The sequence below is a fragment of the Pseudomonas monachiensis genome (genome assembly GCF_047345015.1).
Classification (GTDB): domain Bacteria; phylum Pseudomonadota; class Gammaproteobacteria; order Pseudomonadales; family Pseudomonadaceae; genus Aquipseudomonas; species Aquipseudomonas monachiensis.
Window position 1 is genome coordinate 3,369,302 of sequence record NZ_CP178857.1, and the last position, 20,657, is coordinate 3,389,958.

General features: G+C 61.7%; 19 protein-coding genes. 10 read left to right on the top strand and 9 right to left on the bottom strand.

Translation table 11 applies throughout. From position 1 onward, the window contains the following. The first annotated feature begins 127 nt into the window (after window positions 1-127). The 3 genes from hydA (at window position 128) to preA (ending at window position 4,382) form a co-directional block, all read left to right on the top strand. The gene (gene hydA / locus ACMDB8_RS14935) at window positions 128-1,567 is read left to right on the top strand and encodes a dihydropyrimidinase (protein WP_056727754.1); all 1,440 of its coding nucleotides are present in this window, start codon (window positions 128-130) and stop codon (window positions 1,565-1,567) included. Window positions 1,568-1,739: 172 nt separating this feature from the next. Continuing rightward, entirely contained in the window at window positions 1,740-3,107 is a 1,368-nt protein-coding gene (locus tag ACMDB8_RS14940; RefSeq protein ID WP_409078774.1) for an NAD(P)-dependent oxidoreductase, read from the top strand. Beyond that, a complete protein-coding gene (gene preA, locus ACMDB8_RS14945) occupies window positions 3,108-4,382 on the top strand; it encodes an NAD-dependent dihydropyrimidine dehydrogenase subunit PreA (RefSeq protein WP_223542597.1) in 1,275 nt (424 codons plus the stop codon). It begins immediately after the preceding gene. Between the two features lie 100 nt (window positions 4,383-4,482). Here preA and ACMDB8_RS14950 read toward each other — a convergent pair whose 3' ends face one another. Then, complete coding sequence (locus ACMDB8_RS14950) at window positions 4,483-5,103, bottom strand: TetR/AcrR family transcriptional regulator (protein ID WP_223542598.1); 621 nt, start codon at window positions 5,101-5,103, stop codon at window positions 4,483-4,485. Window positions 5,104-5,314: 211 nt separating this feature from the next. On the opposite strand from ACMDB8_RS14950, the gene ACMDB8_RS14955 reads away from it, so the two are divergent. From ACMDB8_RS14955 to ACMDB8_RS14985, 7 genes are all read left to right on the top strand, one after another. Beyond that, window positions 5,315-6,610 carry an OprD family porin gene (locus tag ACMDB8_RS14955; RefSeq protein ID WP_409078773.1) on the top strand — a complete coding sequence of 432 codons (1,296 nt, stop codon included), beginning with the start codon at window positions 5,315-5,317 and terminating at the stop codon, window positions 6,608-6,610. A 175-nt stretch (window positions 6,611-6,785) separates the two neighbouring features. After that, on the top strand, window positions 6,786-7,610 hold the full coding sequence (locus ACMDB8_RS14960) for an NAD-dependent epimerase/dehydratase family protein (protein ID WP_409078772.1): 825 nt from the start codon (window positions 6,786-6,788) through the stop codon (window positions 7,608-7,610). A gap of 49 nt (window positions 7,611-7,659) precedes the next feature. Next, window positions 7,660-8,547: an SMP-30/gluconolactonase/LRE family protein gene (locus ACMDB8_RS14965; RefSeq protein WP_409078771.1), complete on the top strand. Its 888-nt coding sequence runs from the start codon at window positions 7,660-7,662 to the stop codon at window positions 8,545-8,547. 77 nt (window positions 8,548-8,624) lie between these two features. Then, a complete protein-coding gene (locus tag ACMDB8_RS14970; RefSeq protein WP_056727766.1) occupies window positions 8,625-9,596 on the top strand; it encodes a TRAP transporter substrate-binding protein in 972 nt (323 codons plus the stop codon). A 78-nt stretch (window positions 9,597-9,674) separates the two neighbouring features. Further along, window positions 9,675-10,202 carry a TRAP transporter small permease gene (locus ACMDB8_RS14975; RefSeq protein WP_409078770.1) on the top strand — a complete coding sequence of 176 codons (528 nt, stop codon included), beginning with the start codon at window positions 9,675-9,677 and terminating at the stop codon, window positions 10,200-10,202. After that, entirely contained in the window at window positions 10,203-11,483 is a 1,281-nt protein-coding gene (locus ACMDB8_RS14980) for a TRAP transporter large permease (RefSeq protein WP_409078769.1), read from the top strand. It abuts the gene before it with no gap. 109 nt (window positions 11,484-11,592) lie between these two features. Beyond that, window positions 11,593-12,477 carry an aldose 1-epimerase gene (locus tag ACMDB8_RS14985; RefSeq protein WP_056727772.1) on the top strand — a complete coding sequence of 295 codons (885 nt, stop codon included), beginning with the start codon at window positions 11,593-11,595 and terminating at the stop codon, window positions 12,475-12,477. Here ACMDB8_RS14985 and ACMDB8_RS14990 read toward each other — a convergent pair. The 8 genes from ACMDB8_RS14990 to exaC all read right to left on the bottom strand — a co-directional run bounded on the left by ACMDB8_RS14990 (window position 12,453) and on the right by exaC (window position 20,572). Next, window positions 12,453-14,189 (bottom strand): PAS domain-containing hybrid sensor histidine kinase/response regulator, encoded by a 1,737-nt coding sequence (locus tag ACMDB8_RS14990; RefSeq protein ID WP_056727775.1) that lies wholly within the window; start codon window positions 14,187-14,189, stop codon window positions 12,453-12,455. The two genes, ACMDB8_RS14985 and ACMDB8_RS14990, sit on opposite strands and share 25 nt — an antisense overlap. Next, entirely contained in the window at window positions 14,173-15,336 is a 1,164-nt protein-coding gene (gene ercA / locus ACMDB8_RS14995) for an alcohol dehydrogenase-like regulatory protein ErcA (RefSeq protein ID WP_056727778.1), read from the bottom strand. Before ercA ends, ACMDB8_RS14990 begins: the two co-directional genes overlap by 17 nt. Window positions 15,337-15,466: 130 nt before the next feature. Then, a complete protein-coding gene (gene pqqE, locus ACMDB8_RS15000; protein WP_056727781.1) occupies window positions 15,467-16,609 on the bottom strand; it encodes a pyrroloquinoline quinone biosynthesis protein PqqE in 1,143 nt (380 codons plus the stop codon). Continuing rightward, on the bottom strand, window positions 16,587-16,859 hold the full coding sequence (gene pqqD, locus ACMDB8_RS15005; protein ID WP_056727783.1) for a pyrroloquinoline quinone biosynthesis peptide chaperone PqqD: 273 nt from the start codon (window positions 16,857-16,859) through the stop codon (window positions 16,587-16,589). Before pqqD ends, pqqE begins: the two co-directional genes overlap by 23 nt. Next, window positions 16,856-17,608, bottom strand: coding sequence for a pyrroloquinoline-quinone synthase PqqC (gene pqqC, locus ACMDB8_RS15010; protein WP_056727785.1), 753 nt, complete (start codon window positions 17,606-17,608; stop codon window positions 16,856-16,858). The genes pqqD and pqqC overlap by 4 nt, the downstream gene beginning before the upstream one ends. A 143-nt stretch (window positions 17,609-17,751) precedes the next feature. Then, window positions 17,752-18,666: a pyrroloquinoline quinone biosynthesis protein PqqB gene (pqqB, locus tag ACMDB8_RS15015; RefSeq protein ID WP_223542600.1), complete on the bottom strand. Its 915-nt coding sequence runs from the start codon at window positions 18,664-18,666 to the stop codon at window positions 17,752-17,754. 55 nt (window positions 18,667-18,721) lie between these two features. Next, on the bottom strand, window positions 18,722-18,793 hold the full coding sequence (pqqA, locus tag ACMDB8_RS15020) for a pyrroloquinoline quinone precursor peptide PqqA (protein WP_003253598.1): 72 nt from the start codon (window positions 18,791-18,793) through the stop codon (window positions 18,722-18,724). Window positions 18,794-19,051: 258 nt separating this feature from the next. Further along, window positions 19,052-20,572: an acetaldehyde dehydrogenase ExaC gene (gene exaC / locus ACMDB8_RS15025; RefSeq protein WP_409078768.1), complete on the bottom strand. Its 1,521-nt coding sequence runs from the start codon at window positions 20,570-20,572 to the stop codon at window positions 19,052-19,054. Window positions 20,573-20,657 lie beyond the last annotated feature (85 nt).

Sequence of the window (20,657 nt, forward strand, 5' to 3'; positions counted from 1 at the left end):
CGATTCGTAAAACTGCAGCTAGCGTTTAATCCTGACAGTACTGACAGGAATCAATCTGGCCGGGCTGTTTTTTAAATAGAACATCTAGAACCGGCATAAGCCGGTCATTGCCTGCGAGGAACTCGGAATGTCTCTGTTGATCCGTGGCGCCACCCTTATTACCCATGATGAAAGTTATCGCGCCGATGTGTATTGCGCAGACGGCGTGATCAAGGCCATCGGCGAAAATCTCGATGTACCCGCAGGCGCCGAAGTGCTCGACGGCAGCGGCCAATACCTGATGCCCGGCGGCATCGACCCGCACACCCACATGCAACTGCCCTTCATGGGCACAGTGGCCAGCGAAGACTTCTTCAGCGGTACGGCGGCGGGACTGGCCGGCGGTACCACCTCAATCATCGACTTCGTGATTCCCAACCCGCAGCAATCCTTGCTCGAAGCCTTCCATCAGTGGCGCGGCTGGGCCGAGAAGTCGGCGTCGGACTACGGCTTTCACGTCGCCATCACCTGGTGGAGCGAACAGGTCCGCGAGGAAATGGCCGAGCTGGTCAGCCAGCACGGCGTCAACAGCTTCAAGCATTTCATGGCCTACAAGAACGCGATCATGGCCGCCGATGACACCCTGGTGGCGAGTTTCGAACGCTGCCTGGAATTGGGCGCAGTGCCGACCGTTCACGCGGAAAACGGTGAACTGGTGTATCACCTGCAACGCAAGCTGATGGCCCAGGGCATCACCGGGCCGGAAGCGCATCCCCTGTCGCGTCCTTCCCAGGTTGAAGGCGAAGCCGCGAGCCGGGCGATCCGCATCGCCGAAACCCTGGGCACGCCGCTGTACCTGGTCCACGTCTCGACCAAGGAAGCCCTGGACGAAATCACCTACGCCCGGGGCAAGGGCCAGCCGGTCTACGGCGAAGTGCTGGCCGGGCACCTGCTGCTGGACGACAGCGTCTACCGCGATCCGGACTGGCAAACCGCCGCCGGTTACGTGATGAGCCCGCCGTTCCGTCCTCGCGGCCATCAAGAGGCGCTCTGGCATGGCCTGCAGTCAGGCAACCTGCACACCACCGCCACCGATCACTGCTGCTTCTGCGCCGAGCAAAAAGCCGCTGGCCGCGACGACTTCAGCAAGATCCCCAACGGCACCGCCGGCATCGAAGACCGCATGGCCGTGTTGTGGGAGGAAGGCGTGAACAGCGGACGCTTTTCGATGCAGCAATTCGTCGCGCTGACCTCCACCAACACAGCGAAGATCTTCAACCTCTACCCACGCAAAGGCTCGATACGCGTGGGTGCCGATGCCGACCTGGTGCTATGGGACCCGCAAGGCACGCGGACCATTTCCGCCAAGACCCACCATCAGCAGGTGGACTTCAACATCTTCGAAGGCAAGACCGTGCGCGGCGTGCCCAGCCACACCATCAGCCAGGGCCGCGTGGTCTGGGCCGACGGCGACCTGCGGGCCGAGCGTGGCGCCGGGCGCTACATCGAACGGCCGGCGTACCCGGCGGTGTTTGATTTGCTGAGCAAGCGGGCTGAGTTGCACAAGCCGGTTGCTGTGAAACGCTGAGAACGACCCATCCCTCTGTAGGAGCTGCCGAAGGCTGCGATCTTTTGACTTTGATCTAAAAAAGCAAAATCAAAAGATCGCAGCCTTCGGCAGCTCCTACGGGGGGGACTGAGCAAGATTCAAATAATGCCCATTCAGAGGCAGCACCTCAAATAACCGTGAGGCCAAAACCGTGATCAAGACCCTGGACCACCTCCCGCATCCCCAAGAGAATGCGGCCGCCCTCGCCGGCCACTTCACCGATCTGGCGCCGCCGCTCAACGAGCGCCAGGCGCACCTGGAAGCCTCGCGCTGCCTGTATTGCTACGACGCGCCCTGCGTGAATGCCTGTCCGAGCGAAATCGACATTCCCTCATTCATCCGCAACATTGCGCAGGACAACGTGCAAGGCGCCGCGCAGAAGATCCTCTCGGCCAACATCCTCGGCGGCAGTTGCGCCCGGGTGTGCCCGACGGAAATTCTTTGCCAGCAAGCCTGCGTGCGCAACAACGCTCACGAATGCGCGCCGGTCATGATCGGCCTGTTGCAACGCTACGCCGTGGACAACGCCCACTTCAGCACGCACCCGTTCCAGCGTGCTGCCGCCACCGGCAAACGCATCGCCGTGGTCGGTGCCGGTCCGGCCGGTTTGTCCTGCGCCCACCGCAGCGCCATGCACGGGCATGACGTGGTGATCTTCGAGGCGCGGGAGAAGGCTGGCGGCCTCAACGAGTACGGGATCGCCAAATACAAACTGGTGGATGACTACGCGCAAAAGGAGCTTGAGTTCCTGTTGCAGATTGGCGGGATTGAAATCCGCCACGGGCAAAAACTCGGGGACAACCTGACCCTCAGCGAACTGCACCAACAGTTCGACGCGGTGTTCCTCGGCCTCGGGCTCGATGCCAGCAAACAACTGGGCCTGGCCCACGAAGACGCGCCCGGCCTGCTCGCCGCCACCGATTACATTCGCGAACTGCGCCAGGCCGATGACCTGAGCCAACTGCCCCTGGCCGACCACTGCATTGTCCTAGGCGCGGGCAACACCGCCATCGACATGGCGGTGCAAATGGCCCGCCTCGGTGCCCACGATGTGAATCTGGTGTATCGCCGTGGCGTCGAGGACATGGGGGCCACCCATCACGAACAGGAGATTGCCAAGGCCAATCAGGTGCGGCTGATGACCTGGGCACAACCCGAAGAAGTGCTGCTCGATGACCAGGGCCGCGTGCGCGGCATGCGTTTCGCCCGCACTCATCTGGTGGAAGGTCGCCTGCAAACCACCGGTGAAACCTTCGAACTGGCCGCCGACGCGATCTTCAAAGCCATCGGCCAGGCCTTCGACGGCAGCGCCCTCAGCGATCCGCTGGCCCGGGAACTCAAGCGTCAGGGCGAGCGCATCGAAGTCGATGAAAACCTGCGCACCAGCATCCCCGGCGTGTATGCCGGCGGTGACTGCACCAGCCTCGATCAAGACCTCACCGTGCAAGCCGTGCAGCATGGCAAGCGCGCCGCCGAGGCGATCAATGCTCAACTGATGCTCAACGTGGAGGCTGCGTAAATGGCCGATCTGTCGATTGTCTTCGCCGGCATCAAAGCACCCAATCCATTCTGGCTGGCCTCCGCGCCGCCGACCGACAAGGCCTACAACGTGGTCCGCGCCTTCGAGGCCGGCTGGGGCGGCGTGGTCTGGAAAACCCTGGGTGAGGACCCGGCGGCGGTGAACGTGTCGTCGCGCTACTCGGCGCACTTCGGGGCTAACCGGGAGGTACTGGGCTTTAACAACATCGAGTTGATCACTGACCGCTCGCTGGAGATCAACCTGCGGGAAATCACCCAGGTCAAAAAGGACTGGCCGGACCGCGCGCTGATTGTGTCCTTGATGGTGCCTTGCGTCGAAGAGTCCTGGAAACACATCCTCCCACTGGTGGAAGCCACCGGCGCCGACGGCATCGAGCTGAACTTCGGTTGCCCCCACGGCATGCCGGAGCGCGGCATGGGCGCAGCGGTCGGCCAGGTGCCGGAATACGTGGAACAGGTCACCCGCTGGTGCAAGACGTATTGCTCGTTGCCGGTGATCGTCAAGCTCACGCCGAACATCACCGACATCCGCGTCGCCGCCCGTGCCGCCCACCGAGGCGGTGCCGATGCGGTGTCGTTGATCAACACCATCAATTCGATCACCAGCGTCAACCTCGAACGCATGGTCGCCAACCCCATGGTCGGCAGCCAAAGCACCCACGGCGGTTACTGCGGCTCGGCGGTCAAGCCGATTGCCTTGAACATGGTCGCCGAAATCGCCCGCGACCCGCAGACCCAGGGCCTGCCGATCAGCGGCATCGGCGGTATCGGCAACTGGCGCGACGCCGCGGAATTCATCGCCCTGGGCAGTGGCTCGGTGCAGGTGTGCACGGCAGCGATGTTGCATGGTTTCCGGATTGTCGAAGAGATGAAGGACGGTTTGTCACGCTGGATGGACAGTCAGGGCTATGCCAGCATTTCGGAGTTTTCCGGCCGCGCGGTGGCCAACACCACAGACTGGAAGTACCTGGACATCAACTACCAGGTGATCGCGAAAATCGATCAGGAGGCGTGTATTGGTTGCGGTCGTTGCCATATCGCGTGTGAGGACACCTCGCACCAGGCCGTGGCCAGCCTCAAGCAAGCGGACGGCACCCACAAGTATCAAGTGATCGATGAGGAGTGCGTAGGCTGCAACCTGTGCCAGATCACCTGCCCGGTACAGGACTGCATCGAGATGGTGCCGGTGGAGACCGGCAAGCCGTTCCTGGACTGGAATCATGATCCGAGGAATCCGTATCACGTCGTGGTTTGAATTATAAGATCAAAAGATCGCAGCCTTCGGCAGCTCCTACAGGGGACGCATTTCTTTGTAGGAGCTGCCGAAGGCTGCGATCTTTTCTGCCTGTAAGATCTCAAGGCTCCAACCCGATCCCCCGCAAAATCACGCTCGTCACCGTCTGCACCGCCTTTTCGAACTGCATGTCCGACAGTGGCTGATGATCGTTGAGAATGTTCACCTGGTGATCGAAGTCGGCGTAGTGCTGGGTCGAGGCCCAGATCATGTACAGCAGGCTCGAGGGCTCCACCGGCAGGATGCGTTTGTCCTCCACCCACTGGCGGATTTTCGCTTCCTTCATCTTGGCCCAGTCGTACAGGCTCGCATCCAGCGCTTCGCCGAGGGTCGGCGCGCCATGGATGATTTCGTTGGCCCAGACTTTCGAGCCATACGGCCGGCTGCGGGAATGGTTCATCTTGGCGCGGATGTAGCTGCTGAGTACCACGCGCGGGTCATCGAACATCTCGAAGCACAGCGCGTCCTGCTTCCAGACTTCCAGCAAGTCGAACAGCACGGCGCTGTACAACTCGGTCTTGGTGCTGAAGTAGTAGTGCAGGTTGGAACGCGGCAGTTGCACTTCAGCGGCGATGTCGGCCATGGCGGTGCTGCCGAAGCCCTTTTCAGCGAAGACTTTTTCCGCCCCCAGCAGGATTTTTTCGACGTTACTGCGACGTATCTCGATCTTGTGATTGCCCATGCGGATCCCCGACCCCAACGTTGAGCAAGACTAGCATCCGCTCTAGCTCGCGGCGACAGAGTCAAACCAAACATTTCACTCCCCATCTGCCAGACAGGTCATCGTATAACTTCCGATTGACAACACTGAAGCGGCCTGTAAATAATCGCCGCCAATGTTGTACGATGACGTATGACAAACAATAAAAACAAAAAAGAAAGGGAGCGTCACAGTGAGCAAGCTCGCCCGCAATTCGTCAATCCGTAGTTCACGGCCTACCCTCACCCGTCGCCATTCTCTCAGCCTGATCGGCTGCAGCGGCCTGGCCCTCGTCCTGCCCATCACCTGCCAGGCCGAAGGTTTCACCGACGACGCCAAGGCCACGTTGAACCTGCGCAACGCCTACATCAACCGCAACTACACCAACCCGGCCTACCCCCAGGGCAAGGCTGAAGAGTGGACGCAGAACTTCATTCTCGATGCCCGCTCCGGTTTCACCCAGGGTCCTGTGGGCTTCGGTGTCGATGTGCTGGGCCTGTACTCGCAGAAGCTCGATGGCGGCAAAGGCAGCGGCGGCACCCAACTGTTGCCGATCCACGACGACGGCCGCCCCGCCGACAATTTCGGCCGGCTCGGCGTGGCGCTCAAAGGCAAGATCTCGAAAACCGAATTGAAGGTCGGTGAATGGATGCCGGTGCTGCCGATCCTGCGTTCCGACGATGGCCGCTCGCTGCCGCAGACCTTCCAGGGCGCTCAGGTGACCTCCAGCGAAATCAGCGGCCTGACGCTCTATGGCGGTCAATTCCAGAAAAACAGCCCGCGTAACGACGCGAGCATGGAAGACATGTTCATGAACGGTAAAGCGGCGTTCACCTCGGACCGTTTCAACTTCGGCGGCGGTGAATATGCGTTCAATGAAAAGCGCACGCAGGTCGGTGTCTGGTACTCGGAACTCAGTGACATTTACCAGCAGCAATACTTCAACCTGACCCACAGCCAGCCCCTGGGCGACTGGACCCTGGGCGCCAACCTCGGCTACTTCATCGGCAAGGAGGACGGCAGCGCGCTGGCCGGTGACCTCGACAACAAGACCGCGTTCGCCCTGCTCTCGGCCAAATATGGCGGCAACACTTTCTACGTCGGCCTGCAAAAACTCACCGGCGATGACGTCTGGATGCGGGTCAACGGCACCAGCGGCGGCACCCTGGCCAACGACAGCTACAACTCCAGCTATGACAACGCCCGGGAGAAATCCTGGCAGGTGCGCCACGACTACAACTTCGCAGCGCTCGGCGTCCCCGGCCTGACCCTGATGAACCGCTACATCAGCGGTGACAACGTGCACACCGGGAAAATTACCGACGGCGAGGAATGGGGCCGCGAATCGGAGCTGGCCTACACCGTGCAGAGTGGTGCGTTGAAAAACCTCAACTTGAAATGGCGTAACGCAACGATTCGCAAGAGCTTCAGCACCAACGAATTCGATGAGAACCGGATTTTCATCAGCTATCCGATCAGCCTGCTGTAACCCCCCTGTGGATGGTATTTCAGTGCGTGCGGCTTGGTTCAGCCAAAGGAAACGACCCTCCGTCATTTTCAACCAATGTCGCGTTGACAAGAGCCGGAAACCCTAATGATACTCAGCACAGTCATACGACAACCTACAACGAACCAATAACAACAACTGTTTGTCCAGGATTCCCATGACGACCACCACAACCGCCCGCATCCCTTTCAATCGCCTGCTGCTGACCGGCGCCGCCGGTGGCCTAGGGAAAGTCCTGCGCGAAAGCCTGCGCCCCTACGCCAATGTGATTCGCCTGTCGGACATCGCCGACATTGCGCCAGCCATCGATGACCGAGAAGAAGTCGTGCCGTGTGATCTGGCCGACAAGCAAGCCGTGCATCAACTGGTCGAAGGCGTGGATGCGATCCTGCACTTCGGCGGGGTGTCGACCGAGCGCTCGTTCGAAGAGATCCTCGGCGCCAACATCTGCGGCGTGTTCCACATTTACGAAGCCGCGCGCCGCCACGGTGTGAAACGAGTGATCTTCGCCAGCTCCAACCACGTGATCGGTTTCTACAGCCAGGACGAAGTCATCGATGCCCACTCCCCTCGCCGCCCGGACAGTTACTACGGCTTGTCCAAGTCCTACGGCGAAGACATGGCCACCTTCTACTTCGACCGCTATGGCATCGAGACCGTCAGCGTGCGTATCGGCTCGTCGTTCCCGGAACCGCACAACCGCCGGATGATGAGCACCTGGCTGAGCTTCGGCGACCTGACCCAACTGCTCGAGCGCGCCCTGTACACCCCGAATGTAGGCCACACCGTGGTCTATGGCATGTCCGACAACAAGGAGATCTGGTGGGACAACCGTTATGCCACGGCCCTGGGTTTTGCCCCGCAGGACAGCTCCGAAGTGTTCCGCGAAAAAGTCGAAGCCCAGCCGATGCCCGCCGCCGATGACCCGGCGCGGCTCTATCAGGGCGGCGCCTTCTGCGCAGCCGGGCCTTTCGGTGACTGAGCCTTCGCGCGTTGCTTGCCCCCGACAAAAACCAAGGGAATGAGTTGCCATGCAAGCTGAACTGATTGTCGACGCCCGCAACGCGGTCGGTGAAAGCCCGGTCTGGGTGTCTGAGGAAAACGCGCTGTACTGGGTCGATATTCCCGCTGGCGGTTTACAGCGCTGGAGTGCCGACACCGGGCAAGTGGATGCCTGGAAAACCCCGCAGATGCTCGCTTGCATCGCCCGTCACCGGGACGGCGGCTGGGTCGCCGGCATGGAGAGCGGGTTCTTCCGCCTGCATCCGCGCCACGACGGCAGCCTCGACAGTGAACCGCTGGCCCAGATCGAGCATGTCCGCACCGACATGCGTTTGAACGACGGCCGCTGTGACCGTCAGGGACGTTTTTGGGCCGGCAGCATGGTGCTGAACATGGGCGCCAACGCTGCCGAGGGGGCGTTGTATCGCTACAGCGCCGGGCAACCCGGGCCACTCGACGCGCGACTGAGCGGTTTCATCGTGCCCAACGGCCTGGGCTTCAGCCCGGACGGACGCACCCTGTACCTGTCCGACTCTCACCCTCAGGTCCAGCAGATCTGGGCCTTCGACTATGACATCGACACCGGTACGCCTTCGAATCGCCGCGTGTTCGTGGACATGAACCAGTATGAAGGTCGCCCCGACGGCGCAGCGGTCGACGCCGATGGCTGCTACTGGATTTGCGCCAACGACGCTGGCTTGATCCACCGTTTTACCCCCGATGGCCGACTTGACCGTTCCCTCGCCGTACCGGTGAAAAAACCCACCATGTGCGCCTTCGGTGGCCCTCGACTGGACACACTGTTCGTGACCTCGATCCGCCCCGGCGACGACCATGACCGGCAATCACTGGCCGGTGGCGTGTTCGCCCTAGCCCCCGGAGTAAAAGGCTTACCCGAACCCCTGTTCAACGACTGACCTTCTCGAAAGAAAAGCGCTCCCGCTGCATCGCTGTGCCTTGAATAAAAAAAAACAATAAAACTGGAGACACCCCCATGGACTTCAAACGCACCTTGCTCGCCGCTGCACTTCCATTAGCCTTCTCCCTCAGCAGTGCCACCCAGGCACTGGAAATCAAATTCGCCGACATCCACCCCGCCGGTTACCCGACCGTGGTGGCTGAAGAGCAACTGGGCAAAACCCTGGTGGCCGACAGCAATGGCGCGCTGACCTTCAAGATGTTCGCCGGTGGCGTGCTCGGCTCGGAAAAAGAAGTGGTCGAACAGGCCCAGGTCGGTGCCGTGCAGATGGCCCGGGTCAGCCTCGGCATCGTCGGGCCGGTGGTGCCGGACGTGAACGTGTTCAACATGCCGTTCGTGTTCCGTGACCAGGCGCATATGCGCAAGGTCATCGACGGTGCGGTGGGCGATGAAATCCTCGACAAGATCACCAACTCCGAATTCAACCTGGTCGCCCTGGCCTGGATGGACGGCGGTACGCGCAACCTCTACACCAAGAAACCGGTACGCAGCCTTGAAGACCTCAAGGGCATGAAGATCCGCGTGCAAGGCAATCCGATGTTCATCGAAACCATCAACGCCATGGGCGGCAACGGTATCGCGATGGACACCGGCGAAATCTTCAGCGCCCTGCAGACCGGCGTGATCGACGGCGCGGAAAACAACCCGCCGACCCTGCTCGAACACAACCACTACCAGAACGCCAAGTACTACAGCCTGACCGGCCACCTGATCCTGCCCGAGCCGATCGTCATGTCAAAAATCACCTGGGAAAAGCTCACCCCCGAGCAGCAGGCCCTGGTGAAGAAAACCGCCAAGGCGGCCCAGGCCCAGGAACGCACCCTGTGGGATGCGAAATCGGCCAGCAGCGAAGAGAAACTCAAGGCCGCCGGCGTCGAGTTCATCACCGTCGACAAGAAACCTTTCTACGAGGCCACCGCCTCGATCCGCGAGAAATACGGCGCGCCCTACGCCGACCTGATCAAGCGCATCGAAGCCGTTCAGTAACCCTCCCTGCATTCAAGAAAGGCCCGGCGCCGCTGACGTTGGTGTACGTCAGTGCGCGCCCGGTTACGGTGGAACCCGATGAAGAATCTGCTGCTGCGTATCAACGACAGGATTTACATGGCCTGCATCTGGGTTGCCGGCCTGTCGGTCCTGGCCATTTCCCTGATGATCCCCTGGGGCGTTTTTGCCCGTTACGTGCTCGGTACCGGCTCCAGCTGGCCGGAGCCCACCGCTATCCTGCTGATGATGGTGTTCACCTTCATCGGCGCCGCCGCCAGCTACCGGTCCGGTTCGCACATGGCGGTGGCGATGCTCACCGATCGCCTTGCGCCGAACCTGCGCAAGGCCGCGGCCATTGCCGCGCAACTGTTGATGGCAACCATCTGCCTGTTCATGGCCATCTGGGGCAGCAAGCTGTGCATGTCCACCTGGAACCAGTTCATGAGCGCCCTGCCGACCCTGCGCGTGGGCATCACCTACATGCCGATTCCGATTGGCGGCGTGCTGACGCTGGTGTTTGTCCTGGAAAAACTCTTGCTCGGTGACCAGAGCAACCGTCGGGTCGTGCGTTTCGACCTCGTTGAAGAAAACGAAGGGGCTGCCTGAATGGACGCTTTAATTCTGTTGGGCAGTTTTATCGCGTTGATCCTGATCGGCATGCCGGTCGCCTACGCCCTGGGGTTTGCCGCACTGATCGGCGCGTGGTGGATCGACATCCCGTTCCAGGCCCTGATGATCCAGGTGGCCGGGGGCGTGAACAAGTTCTCCCTGCTGGCGATTCCGTTCTTCGTCCTGGCGGGCGCGATCATGGCCGAGGGCGGCATGTCCCGGCGCCTGGTGGCGTTCGCCGGGGTGCTGGTGGGCTTCGTGCGTGGCGGCTTGTCGCTGGTCAATATCATGGCCTCGACCTTCTTTGGCGCGATCTCCGGCTCCTCGGTGGCGGACACCGCCTCGGTCGGTTCGGTGCTGATTCCGGAAATGGAACGCCGTGGTTATCCCCGGGAATTCGCCACGGCAGTGACCGTCAGCGGTTCGGTGCAAGCGCTGCTGACACCACCCAGCCACAACTCGGTGCTCTACTCCCTGGCCGCCGGCGGCACGGTGTCGATTGCCTCGCTGTTCATGGCCGGTGTGGTGCCGGGCCTGTTGATGAGCGCGTGCCTGATGGTGCTGTGCCTGATCTTCGCCAAGAAGCGCGACTACCCGAAAGGCGAAGTCATCCCGATGCGCGAAGCGCTGAAGATCTGCGGCGAAGCGTTGTGGGGCCTGATGGCGATGGTGATCATCCTCGGCGGCATCCTGTCGGGTATTTTCACCGCCACCGAGTCGGCGGCGATTGCCGTGCTGTGGTCGTTCTTCGTGACCATGTTCATCTACCGCGACTACAAATGGAGCGAACTGCCCAAACTGATGCACCGCACCGTGCGCACGATTTCGATCGTGATGATCCTGATCGGTTTCGCCGCCAGCTTCGGCTACATCATGACCCTGATGCAGATCCCGGCGAAGATCACCACGCTTTTCCTGACCCTGTCGGACAACCGCTACGTGATCCTGATGTGCATCAACGTCATGCTGCTGTTGCTCGGTACGGTCATGGACATGGCGCCGTTGATCCTGATTCTCACGCCGATCCTGATGCCGGTGATCCTCGGCATTGGCGTGGATCCGGTGCAGTTCGGCATGATCATGCTGGTGAACCTGGGCATTGGTTTGATTACACCGCCGGTGGGTGCGGTACTCTTTGTGGGGTCAGCCGTGGGTAAAGTCAGCATTGAGTCCACCGTCAAAGCCCTGCTGCCGTTCTACGGCGTGCTGTTCCTGGTGCTGTTGGCCGTGACCTACATTCCGGCACTGTCGCTGTGGTTGCCGCATTTGGTGTTGTAAACCCTTAAAAAGATCACAGCCTTCGGCAGCTCCTGCGTCGGACACGGTTTCCTGTAGGAGCTGCCGCAGGCTGCGATCTTTTCCACCATTGAACGCGAATCGATAAACCATGAACCTTCTGCAACTCGAAGACGAATTCACCCACCTCACCCTCGCCCCGGAACTCGGCGCCAGCCTCGTCAACTGGACCGTGCGCAGCACTGGCCAGCCCTTGTTGCGACACGCTGATGCTCATGCCCTGAACACCGGCCTGCCCGGCAAGCTCGGCTGTTTTCCCTTGATCCCCTGGTCCAACCGTATCGCCGATGGCGGTTTCGATTGCCCCGATGGCTGGCTGGCACTGGCGCCCAACAGCCTCACCGATCCCCTGCCGATTCACGGCAGCGCCTGGCAGCAGGCGTGGGACGTGGTTTCGCGGTCGAAAAATGAAGTGCTCCTGCAACTCGACAGCACAACCCCCTTCGCTTATCGCGCCCGGCAACGTTTCCATTTGAGCGCGGGCAAGCTGAGCATCGAACTGCACGTCACGCACCTGGCTGAACACGCTGCGTGGCATGGCCTGGGACTGCATCCGTACCTGCCGCGCACACCGAACACCCGCCTACAGGCGCCCGCCCGGCATGTGTGGATGTGCGACGGGGCAAAACTGCCGACCGAACTCGGCGCATTGCCGGTCGAGTGGGATTTCCAGCAACTGAAGGCATTGCCACAATCCCTGGTGGACAACAGTTTCTGCGAATGGAACGGCCACTGCCTGATCGAGCAAGCGGATCTTGGTTACGCGCTCGACTGCCAGGCCACCGGCAGCGACTACTACCTGCTCTACTGCCCTGTGGGCCTGGGGTTTTTCTGCATCGAACCGGTGAGCCACCCGGTCAACGCGCACCACCTGCCCGGCCGGCCAGGGTTGCGTTTGCTGGAACAGGGTCAATCCACCGAACTGGGCTTCACCCTGCAGTACCGGCCGCTTCAGGCAGATACCCCCAACAATTGACTCAACACCGCTCGCAACTTGCCGGGCTTCACCGGTTTGTTCAGCAAGGGTGCGTTGAGTCGCTGCAACGCACGCCGACAATGGTCGGTGCGGTCGGCGGTAATGATCACCGCGGGAATGTCCTGGTGAAAATGCTCGCGCAAATGTCGCACCACATCACAGCCGACCACCCCGTGATCGAGGTGATAGTCCGCCAGAATCAGTTCCGGCGCCTGCCCGCGCAGCGCCGCCAGCGCAGCCTCTTCATCGGTGGCGACCAGGACGTCACAGCCCCACTGCCCGAGCAACGCGCTCATGCTGTCGAGAATGCTCACTTCGTTGTCGATCACCAGTAAACGGCGGCCCGGCAGCGGGTTGCCGGTGCCCGGTTGTGGCACCGCCTGGCTCACGGGCAGCGGAACCTCGTCGGATATCGGCACCTCGATGCTGAACATCGAACCCCGCCCCGGTAACGAGTACACGCCGATCCTGTAGCCAAGGATCTTGGCGATGCGCTCGACAATCGCCAGCCCCAGGCCCACGCCCTTGCGGTCGGCGGCGCGGCCGACGTCCAGCTGGTTGAACTCGAGGAAGATCGAATCGAGCCGGTCGGCGGCGATGCCACGCCCGGTGTCCCAGACCTCCAGGCGCAACATCTCGCCCCGACGCCTTGCCGCCAGCAGGATGCTGCCTTCATCGGTGTAGCGGCAGGCATTGCTGAGGAAGTTGCGCAGGATCCGCGTCATCAGGCGCAAGTCGGTACTGATGGCGTAATCGGCCATGCGCACCCGCAGGTTCAAGCCGGCCGCCTGGGTGACAGACTGGAACTCCGACACCAGCGGCCCGAGCAGTTCGTCGAGGCGGTACAACGCAACGTCCGGTTTGACCGCGGCCTGGTCGAGCCGGGAAATGTCGAGCAGATCCGTCAGCAGGTCTTCGGCCCCTTCCAGGGCCTGGTGAGTGCGCTCCACCAGCACCTGTTCGGCTTCCGGCAATTTGCGTTCACGCAAGGTCGAGATCAGCAACCGCGCGGCGTTCAGCGGTTGCAGCAGGTCGTGGCTGGCGGCGGCGAGGTATTTGTCCTTGCTGTGATTGGCGGCCTCGGCGGCATCGCGGGCGTCGCGCAAGGCCTTGGCGATCTGTTTACGCTGGGTGATCTGCTGCTGAAGGTTACGGTTGGCCTCGAGCAATTCATCGGTGCGCGCCACGACGCGCTGCTCCAGTTCGTCATTGAGTTGCTGCAGGCGTCGCTGGGCCAGTTTGCGCTCAGTGATATCGGAGACGAACCCTTCCACCAGCCCCTCCTGGCCGGGCTTGAGCAGCAGGTTCATCAATACATCCAGGTGACTGCCGTCCTTGCGCCGCAAACGGGTTTCATAGCCGTGCAGGCTGCGCTGGTGCCGGAGGATTTCGCCAATGCTTTCCAGCTCCTGCGCGCCGTCGACGAACAGGGTGCTGCCCAGGTCAGTCAGGGAGAACAGCACCTCCTGCGGGTCCTGGTAACCGAGCATGCGTGCCAGTGCCGGGTTGGCGGCGCGCATGCCGTCGTGCAGGCTGGCCTGGAAGATGCCGTGCACCGCGTTTTCGAACAGCCACTTGTAGCGATTACGCTCGGCTTCCAGATCATCCAGGCGCGCGGCCAGTTCCGGGTAATGACTCTTGCGCGCCGAGTGGCTGCCCAGCCCCAGCAGCCCGGCCAGGGCCCGTTGTTGCTCGTCAGAGGGCTTCGCCATAGACGACCTCGACATCACGCTGGCTGGATTCGCGCGGGTTGGTCAGGATGCACGGGTCGTGCATCGCATGCTGCGACAGGAACGGAATATCCGAGGTCCTGACGCCATGCAAACCAAGGGTTTCGTGAAAGCCGATGGCGTGCTTGAGGGCGATCAGGTGTTCGACCAGGCGCCCGCAGATCTGCCGGTGATTCAGGCCTCGGCAGTCGATGCCCAACGTCTCGGCGATCACCTTGAAGCGGTCTGGCGCCGAGTTGTAATTGAAGGCCACCACGTGCTCGACAAGGACCGCGTTGCACAGGCCGTGGGGCAGATCGAGAAAGCCGCCGAGGCTGTGGGACATGGCATGCACGGCACCAAGGATGGCGTTGGAGAACGCCAGCCCGGCCTGCATGCTGCCGAGCATGATCTTCTCGCGCAGGGCGATGTCCGTCGGGTTGGCGATCATTTGCACCAGGTTGCCATTGATCAGGCGCATCGCCTCCAGCGCATGGGGGTCGGTCAGCGGCCCGTGGCCGGTGGACACGAAGGCTTCGATGGCATGCACCAACGCGTCAATGCCGGTACAGGCCGACAGGAACGGGTCCATGCTCAGGGTGGTTTCCGGGTCGATCAGCGAAACGTCCGGCACCACCGCCTTGCTGACGATGGAGAACTTCATGCGTTCCTGCTGGTTGGAAATGATCACGAACTGCGAGACGTCCGCCGAGGTGCCGGCGGTGGTCGGAATCAGGATCAGCGGCGGGCTGGGCACGCGGATGGTGTCCACACCCTCGAAATCGAGAATGCTGCGGCCATGGGCAACGACGATACCGATGCCTTTGCCGCAGTCCATCGGGCTGCCACCACCGACGGCGACGATCACGTCGCAGTGGTTTTCCCGGTACATCTCGGCACCGAGCATTACCTCTTCGACCCGAGGGTTGGGCGAGACATCACTGTAAAGGCAATACTCGATACCCAGGGCTTGCAGGCTGGCTTCGACATCGGCGACCCAGCCAGCGGCAATCACGCCGGGATCACTGACCACCAGGACCTTGCGTGCGCCAAAGGTCTTGGCGTAATTGCCGACACTGTGCCGGCTACCGGCACCGAAGATGATTTCAGGTGAAACGAACTTACGCAGCTGGTTGAGACTCTGGCTCATTGGAAAGCCTGTTTTTATTGTTTTGGAAGGTAGAAACCACACTAAACCATCCAGCTGTGAATGCAATCAGACCAAAGAACAGCACTGCCCGGGCTGTAACAGATCCCACAGGGGATCTGCGGCGCTAGAACTATCCGCGATAGATCAGCTGCGAAGCCTTCGCATTACGCAACGTGAGGTGTTCGATCCCCAACCCCGGTGCCTGCGCTTCCTCCCGGGCCTTGAGGATCACGCCGTGGTGCGCAGACTTGCTGCACACCGGGTCGGCATTGCTGGCATCGCCGGTCAGCATGAAAGCCTGGCAGCGACACCCGCCCAGGTCCTTGTGCTTTTCATCGCAGGAGCGGCATGGCTCCTTCATCCAGTCATCGCCGCGAAAACGATTGAAGCCGAACGAGTCGTTCCAGATGTGCGAGAGGCTGTGCTCGCGCACATTGGGAAACTGCACCGGTAACTGCCGGGCGCTGTGGCAAGGCAAGGCCGTGCCGTCGGGAGTGATGTCGAGAAACAGGTTGGCCCAGCCGTTCATGCAGGTCTTGGGACGCTCTTCGTAGTAGTCCGGGGTGACGAAGATCAGCTTGCACGGGTGGCCCTGGGCTTCAAGGCGTTGGCGGTACTCGTTGGTGATGCGCTCGGCACGCTGCAATTGCTCGCGGGTGGGCAACAGGCCGACGCGATTCAGTTCGGCCCAGCCATAGAACTGGCAGGTGGCCAATTCGACGAAGTCCGCTTCCAGCTCCAGGCACAGTTCGATGATCTGCGCGATCCGGTCGATGTTGTGCCGATGGGTGACGAAGTTCAGCACCATCGGATAACCCTGGGCTTTCACCGCACGGGCCATGGCGAGTTTCTGGGCGAAGGCCTTGCGCGAACCGGCGAGCATGTTGTTCACCGCCTCGTCGGCGGCCTGGAAGCTGATCTGGATATGGTCCAGCCCGGCCACCTTGAAGTCACGCACCTTCTGCTCGGTCAGGCCGATGCCGGAGGTGATCAGGTTGGTGTAGTAGCCCATGTCCCGGGCGGCCTTGATCAGTTCGGCGAGGTCCTGGCGTACCAGCGGCTCGCCACCGGAAAAGCCCAATTGCGCGGCGCCCATGTCCCGTGCTTCACGGAATACACGAATCCATTCCTCCGTGCTCAGTTCCTCGCCGTGCCGGGCAAAATCCAGCGGGTTGGAGCAATAGGGGCACTGCAGCGGACAGCGGTAGGTCAGCTCGGCGAGCAGCCACAACGGCGGTCCGGGCAGCGTCTCACTCGATCCAGAATTGCGCATGGGCCACCTCCAGAAACGCCAGCACGTCTTCGTCGATCCCCGGTACGCCGGGAAAATTCGCGCTCAATCGCTCGATGATCGCCGCCACGCTGCGCTGGCCATCCACCAGGTCGAGAATCTGTCCGGCACTGGCATTGAGCTTGATCATGCCTTCGGGGTACAGCAGCACGTGGCAGTCCTGACGGGGCTCCCATTGCAGACGAAAACCGCGACGCAAGGCCGGTGACTGTTGGCGATTGATCAGGCTCACAGGGCGATCCCCCGGTGCCAGACTTTGTTATCGGTAACCGTGTGATACGGCGGGCGCGCAAGCTCGTAGGCCATGCTCATGGCATCGAGCATGCTCCACAGCACGTCGAGCTTGAATTGCAGAATCTGCAGCATGCGTTGTTGCCCCTCGGCCGTCACGTAGTGCGCCAGGGTGACGCGCAAGCCATGCTCGACATCGCGCCGCGCCTGGCTCAGGCGCGTGCGGAAATAGTCGTAGCCAGCAGCGTCGATCCATGGGTAGTGGGTCGGCCAGGCGTCGAGTCGCGACTGATGGATCTGGGGGGCAAAGAGTTCGGTCAGCGAACTGCTGGCCGCTTCCTGCCAGCACGCGCGACGGGCGAAATTGACGTAGGCGTCCACCGCGAAACGCACGCCGGGCAGCACCCGTTCCTGGGAGAGGATCTGCTCGCGATCCAGCCCCACCGCTTCGCCCAGGCGTAGCCAGGCTTCGATGCCGCCCTCGCTGCCGGGGACACCATCGTGGTCGAGGATCCGTTGCAGCCATTCCCGGCGCACGTCGCGGTCCGGGCAGTTGGCGAGAATCGCGGCGTCCTTCAGGGGGATGTTGATCTGATAGTAGAAGCGATTGGCGACCCAGCCCTGGATCTGCTCGCGGCTGGCGCGGCCGGCGTACATGGCTTGGTGGAAGGGATGGTGGATGTGGTAGTAGGCGCCCTTGGCGCGCAGGGCGGCTTCGAATTCTGTGGGGGACATGGGGGTGTCAGTCATTTTGTTCTCCGGGAATTTTTGCGGTGCCCGCGCTGGCCCTATCGCGAGCAAGCTCGCTCCCACAGGTGTTCGGTGGGAACACAAATTTCATGTACTGCAGAAATCCATTGTGGGAGCGGGCTTGCTCGCGAAGGTGTCAGTCGCTACAGCACGATATCCATGCCGTCATAAGCCACTTCGATCCCCCGCCGCTCCAGCAGCGCCCGCTCGGCCGAGTCTTCATCGAGAATGGGATTGGTGTTGTTGATGTGGATCAGCACCTTGCGCTGGCGGTTGAACCCCTCCAGCACTTCAAGCATCCCGCCGGGGCCGCTTTGCGGGAGGTGCCCCATTTCGCTGCCCAGGCTCTGGCCGACTTCGCAAATACGCATCTCGTCGTCGCGCCACATTGTGCCGTCCAGCAGCAGGCAATCGGCGCGCTGCATCCAGCCCAGCACTTCATCGTCGATTCGACCAAGGCCCGGGGCATAGAACAGCGATGCGCCGTTGCGCAGGTCTTCAATGAACAAGCCAATGGTGTCGCCCGGTTGCGGATTGCCGCGATTGGGCGAATACGGCGGCGCGTTGCTCACCAGGGGAACCGCGCGAAATTGCAGATGCCCGCAGGCCGCGATGCTGAATGGCTGGCGATCGAGGCCGACCGGTTGCCAGTGCAATCCGCCGTTCCAGTGTCCGAGCATGTTGAACAACGGGAAACCGCTGCTCAGGTCCTGGTGCACGCGCTCGGTGCACCACACGTCATGCGGGCAACCTTCACGCAGGCTGAGCAAACCGGTGCAATGGTCAATCTGGCTGTCCAGCAGCACGATGCCGGCGATGGCGCTGTCACGCAGGCGCCGCGCCGGTTGCAACGGCGCAAAACTCTCGAATTGCGCGCGAATGTCCGGTGACGCGTTACACAGCACCCACTCGACACCGTCGTCACTCAGGGCAATCGACGACTGCGTACGGCGCTGTGCCCGCAGGCTGCCATTGCGCACCCCGGCGCACTGGCGGCAGTTGCAATTCCACTGGGGGAAACCACCGCCAGCGGCGGAACCGAGAACGCGGATGTGCATGGCGGATGCTCCAGAAGGCAGGCCCGGCCAACGCATCGGCTGGCCGGGTGATCAATCAACGGTTGGCGAAATACATCGTCACTTCGAAGCCAATGCGCAGATCGGTAAACGCGGGTTTAGTCCACATGGGTCATTCCTCTTCTTGTGCCCGGGTGATTCCGGTAGAGCCATTAATGCACGGGGCGACGAGGGCCCGAATGCTACTTTCGAAGGAGTTGGCGGGGTGATTTGGTAGGGGGTGTTGCACAAATTCTGTACACACCAAAAACCAATGTGGGAGCGAGCTTGCTCGCGATGACGGCGCAACAGTCAACATAGATGTTGGATGTCATGGCCTCATCGCGAGCAAGCTCGCTCCCACAGGTTTTTCAGTGTTCTTGAGGAATCAGAAGAACCCCAGCGGATTGATGTCGTAGCTCACCAGCAGGTTTTTGGTCTGCTGGTAATGATCGAGCATCATCTTGTGGTTTTCCCGACCGACGCCGGACTTCTTGTAGCCACCGAACGCCGCGTGCGCCGGGTACAGGTGGTAGCAGTTGGTCCACACGCGCCCGGCCTTGATCGCCCGGCCCATGCGGTAGGCGCGGTTGATGTCGCGGGTCCACAGGCCGGCACCGAGGCCGAACTCGCTGTCGTTGGCAATGGCCAGGGCTTCGGCTTCGTCCTTGAAGGTGGTGATCCCCACCACCGGGCCGAAGATTTCTTCCTGGAACACACGCATCTTGTTGTGACCCTTGAGCAGGGTCGGCTGGATGTAGTAACCGCTGGACAGGTCGCCCTCCAGACGTTCGGCCGCGCCGCCGGTGAGCAGCTCGGCGCCCTCCTCCTGGGCAATGGTCAGGTACGAGAGAATCTTGTCGTATTGCTGCTCGGACGCCTGGGCGCCGACCATGGTCTCGGTGTCCAGCGGGTTACCACGCTTGATCTTGACGACTTTCTTCATCACCTCGGCCATGAACGGCTCGTAGATCGACTCCTGGACCAGCGCCCGGGACGGGCAGGTGCAGACTTCGCCCTGGTTGAAGAACGCCAGCACCAGACCTTCGGCGGCTTTTTCGATGAACTCGGGTTCCGAGTTCATGATGTCTTCGAAGAAGATGTTCGGCGACTTGCCTCCCAGCTCGACGGTGCTCGGGATGATGTTCTCGGCGGCGCAATGCATGATGTGCGCGCCCACCGGGGTCGAGCCGGTGAAGGCGATCTTGGCGATGCGCTTGCTGGTGGCCAGGGCCTCGCCGGCTTCGCGACCGAAGCCCTGGACGATGTTCAGCACGCCCGCCGGCAGCAGGTCGGCGATCAGCTCGGCGAAGACCATGATCGACAGCGGTGTTTGCTCGGCAGGCTTGAGCACGATGCAGTTGCCGGCGGCCAGGGCCGGGGCGAGTTTCCAGGCGGCCATCAGCAGCGGGAAGTTCCACGGAATGATCTGCCCGACCACGCCCAGGGGTTCATGGAAGTGATAGGCCGTGGTCAGCTCGTTGATCTCCGCAGCCCCGCCTTCCTGGGCGCGGATGCAGCCGGCGAAGTAACGGAAGTGGTCGGCCGCCAGCGGCACGTCGGCGTTCAGGGTTTCGCGCACGGCCTTGCCGTTATCCCAGGTTTCGGTGACGGCCAGCACTTCCAGGTTCTGCTCGATGCGGTCGGCGATTTTCAGCAGCACCAGGGAGCGGTCCTGGGCCGAGGTTTTGCCCCAGGCGTCGGCAGCGGCATGGGCAGCGTCGAGAGCCTTGTCGATGTCGGCGGCGCTGGAGCGCGGGAATTCGGCGATCACTTCACCGTTGACCGGCGAGGTGTTGGTGAAGTACTCGCCATTGATCGGGGCAACGAACTCGCCACCGATGAAGTTGCCGTAGCGCGGCTTGAAGGTAATGACGGCGCCTGGGGTTCCGGGTTGTGCGTAGATCATGGTGGGCCTCTGTCTGGGTCGATGCCTGTCGTACTGACAGGCGATGAACCGATACTAGAGAGCCCCGCGTGCCAGACGAATGCAT

Coding starts and splice junctions, on each gene's coding strand:
- pqqE (WP_056727781.1), bottom strand. CDS start 16,609: ATGCGCAATTCTGGATCGAGTGAGACGCTGCCCGGACCGCCGTTGTGG.
- ACMDB8_RS14950 (WP_223542598.1), bottom strand. CDS start 5,103: ATGGGCAATCACAAGATCGAGATACGTCGCAGTAACGTCGAAAAAATC.
- ACMDB8_RS14985 (WP_056727772.1), top strand. CDS start 11,593: ATGAACCTTCTGCAACTCGAAGACGAATTCACCCACCTCACCCTCGCC.
- ACMDB8_RS14975 (WP_409078770.1), top strand. CDS start 9,675: ATGAAGAATCTGCTGCTGCGTATCAACGACAGGATTTACATGGCCTGC.
- pqqB (WP_223542600.1), bottom strand. CDS start 18,666: ATGCACATCCGCGTTCTCGGTTCCGCCGCTGGCGGTGGTTTCCCCCAG.
- ercA (WP_056727778.1), bottom strand. CDS start 15,336: ATGAGCCAGAGTCTCAACCAGCTGCGTAAGTTCGTTTCACCTGAAATC.
- preA (WP_223542597.1), top strand. CDS start 3,108: ATGGCCGATCTGTCGATTGTCTTCGCCGGCATCAAAGCACCCAATCCA.
- exaC (WP_409078768.1), bottom strand. CDS start 20,572: ATGATCTACGCACAACCCGGAACCCCAGGCGCCGTCATTACCTTCAAG.
- pqqC (WP_056727785.1), bottom strand. CDS start 17,608: ATGACTGACACCCCCATGTCCCCCACAGAATTCGAAGCCGCCCTGCGC.
- ACMDB8_RS14965 (WP_409078771.1), top strand. CDS start 7,660: ATGCAAGCTGAACTGATTGTCGACGCCCGCAACGCGGTCGGTGAAAGC.
- ACMDB8_RS14970 (WP_056727766.1), top strand. CDS start 8,625: ATGGACTTCAAACGCACCTTGCTCGCCGCTGCACTTCCATTAGCCTTC.
- ACMDB8_RS14990 (WP_056727775.1), bottom strand. CDS start 14,189: ATGGCGAAGCCCTCTGACGAGCAACAACGGGCCCTGGCCGGGCTGCTG.
- hydA (WP_056727754.1), top strand. CDS start 128: ATGTCTCTGTTGATCCGTGGCGCCACCCTTATTACCCATGATGAAAGT.
- ACMDB8_RS14960 (WP_409078772.1), top strand. CDS start 6,786: ATGACGACCACCACAACCGCCCGCATCCCTTTCAATCGCCTGCTGCTG.
- ACMDB8_RS14980 (WP_409078769.1), top strand. CDS start 10,203: ATGGACGCTTTAATTCTGTTGGGCAGTTTTATCGCGTTGATCCTGATC.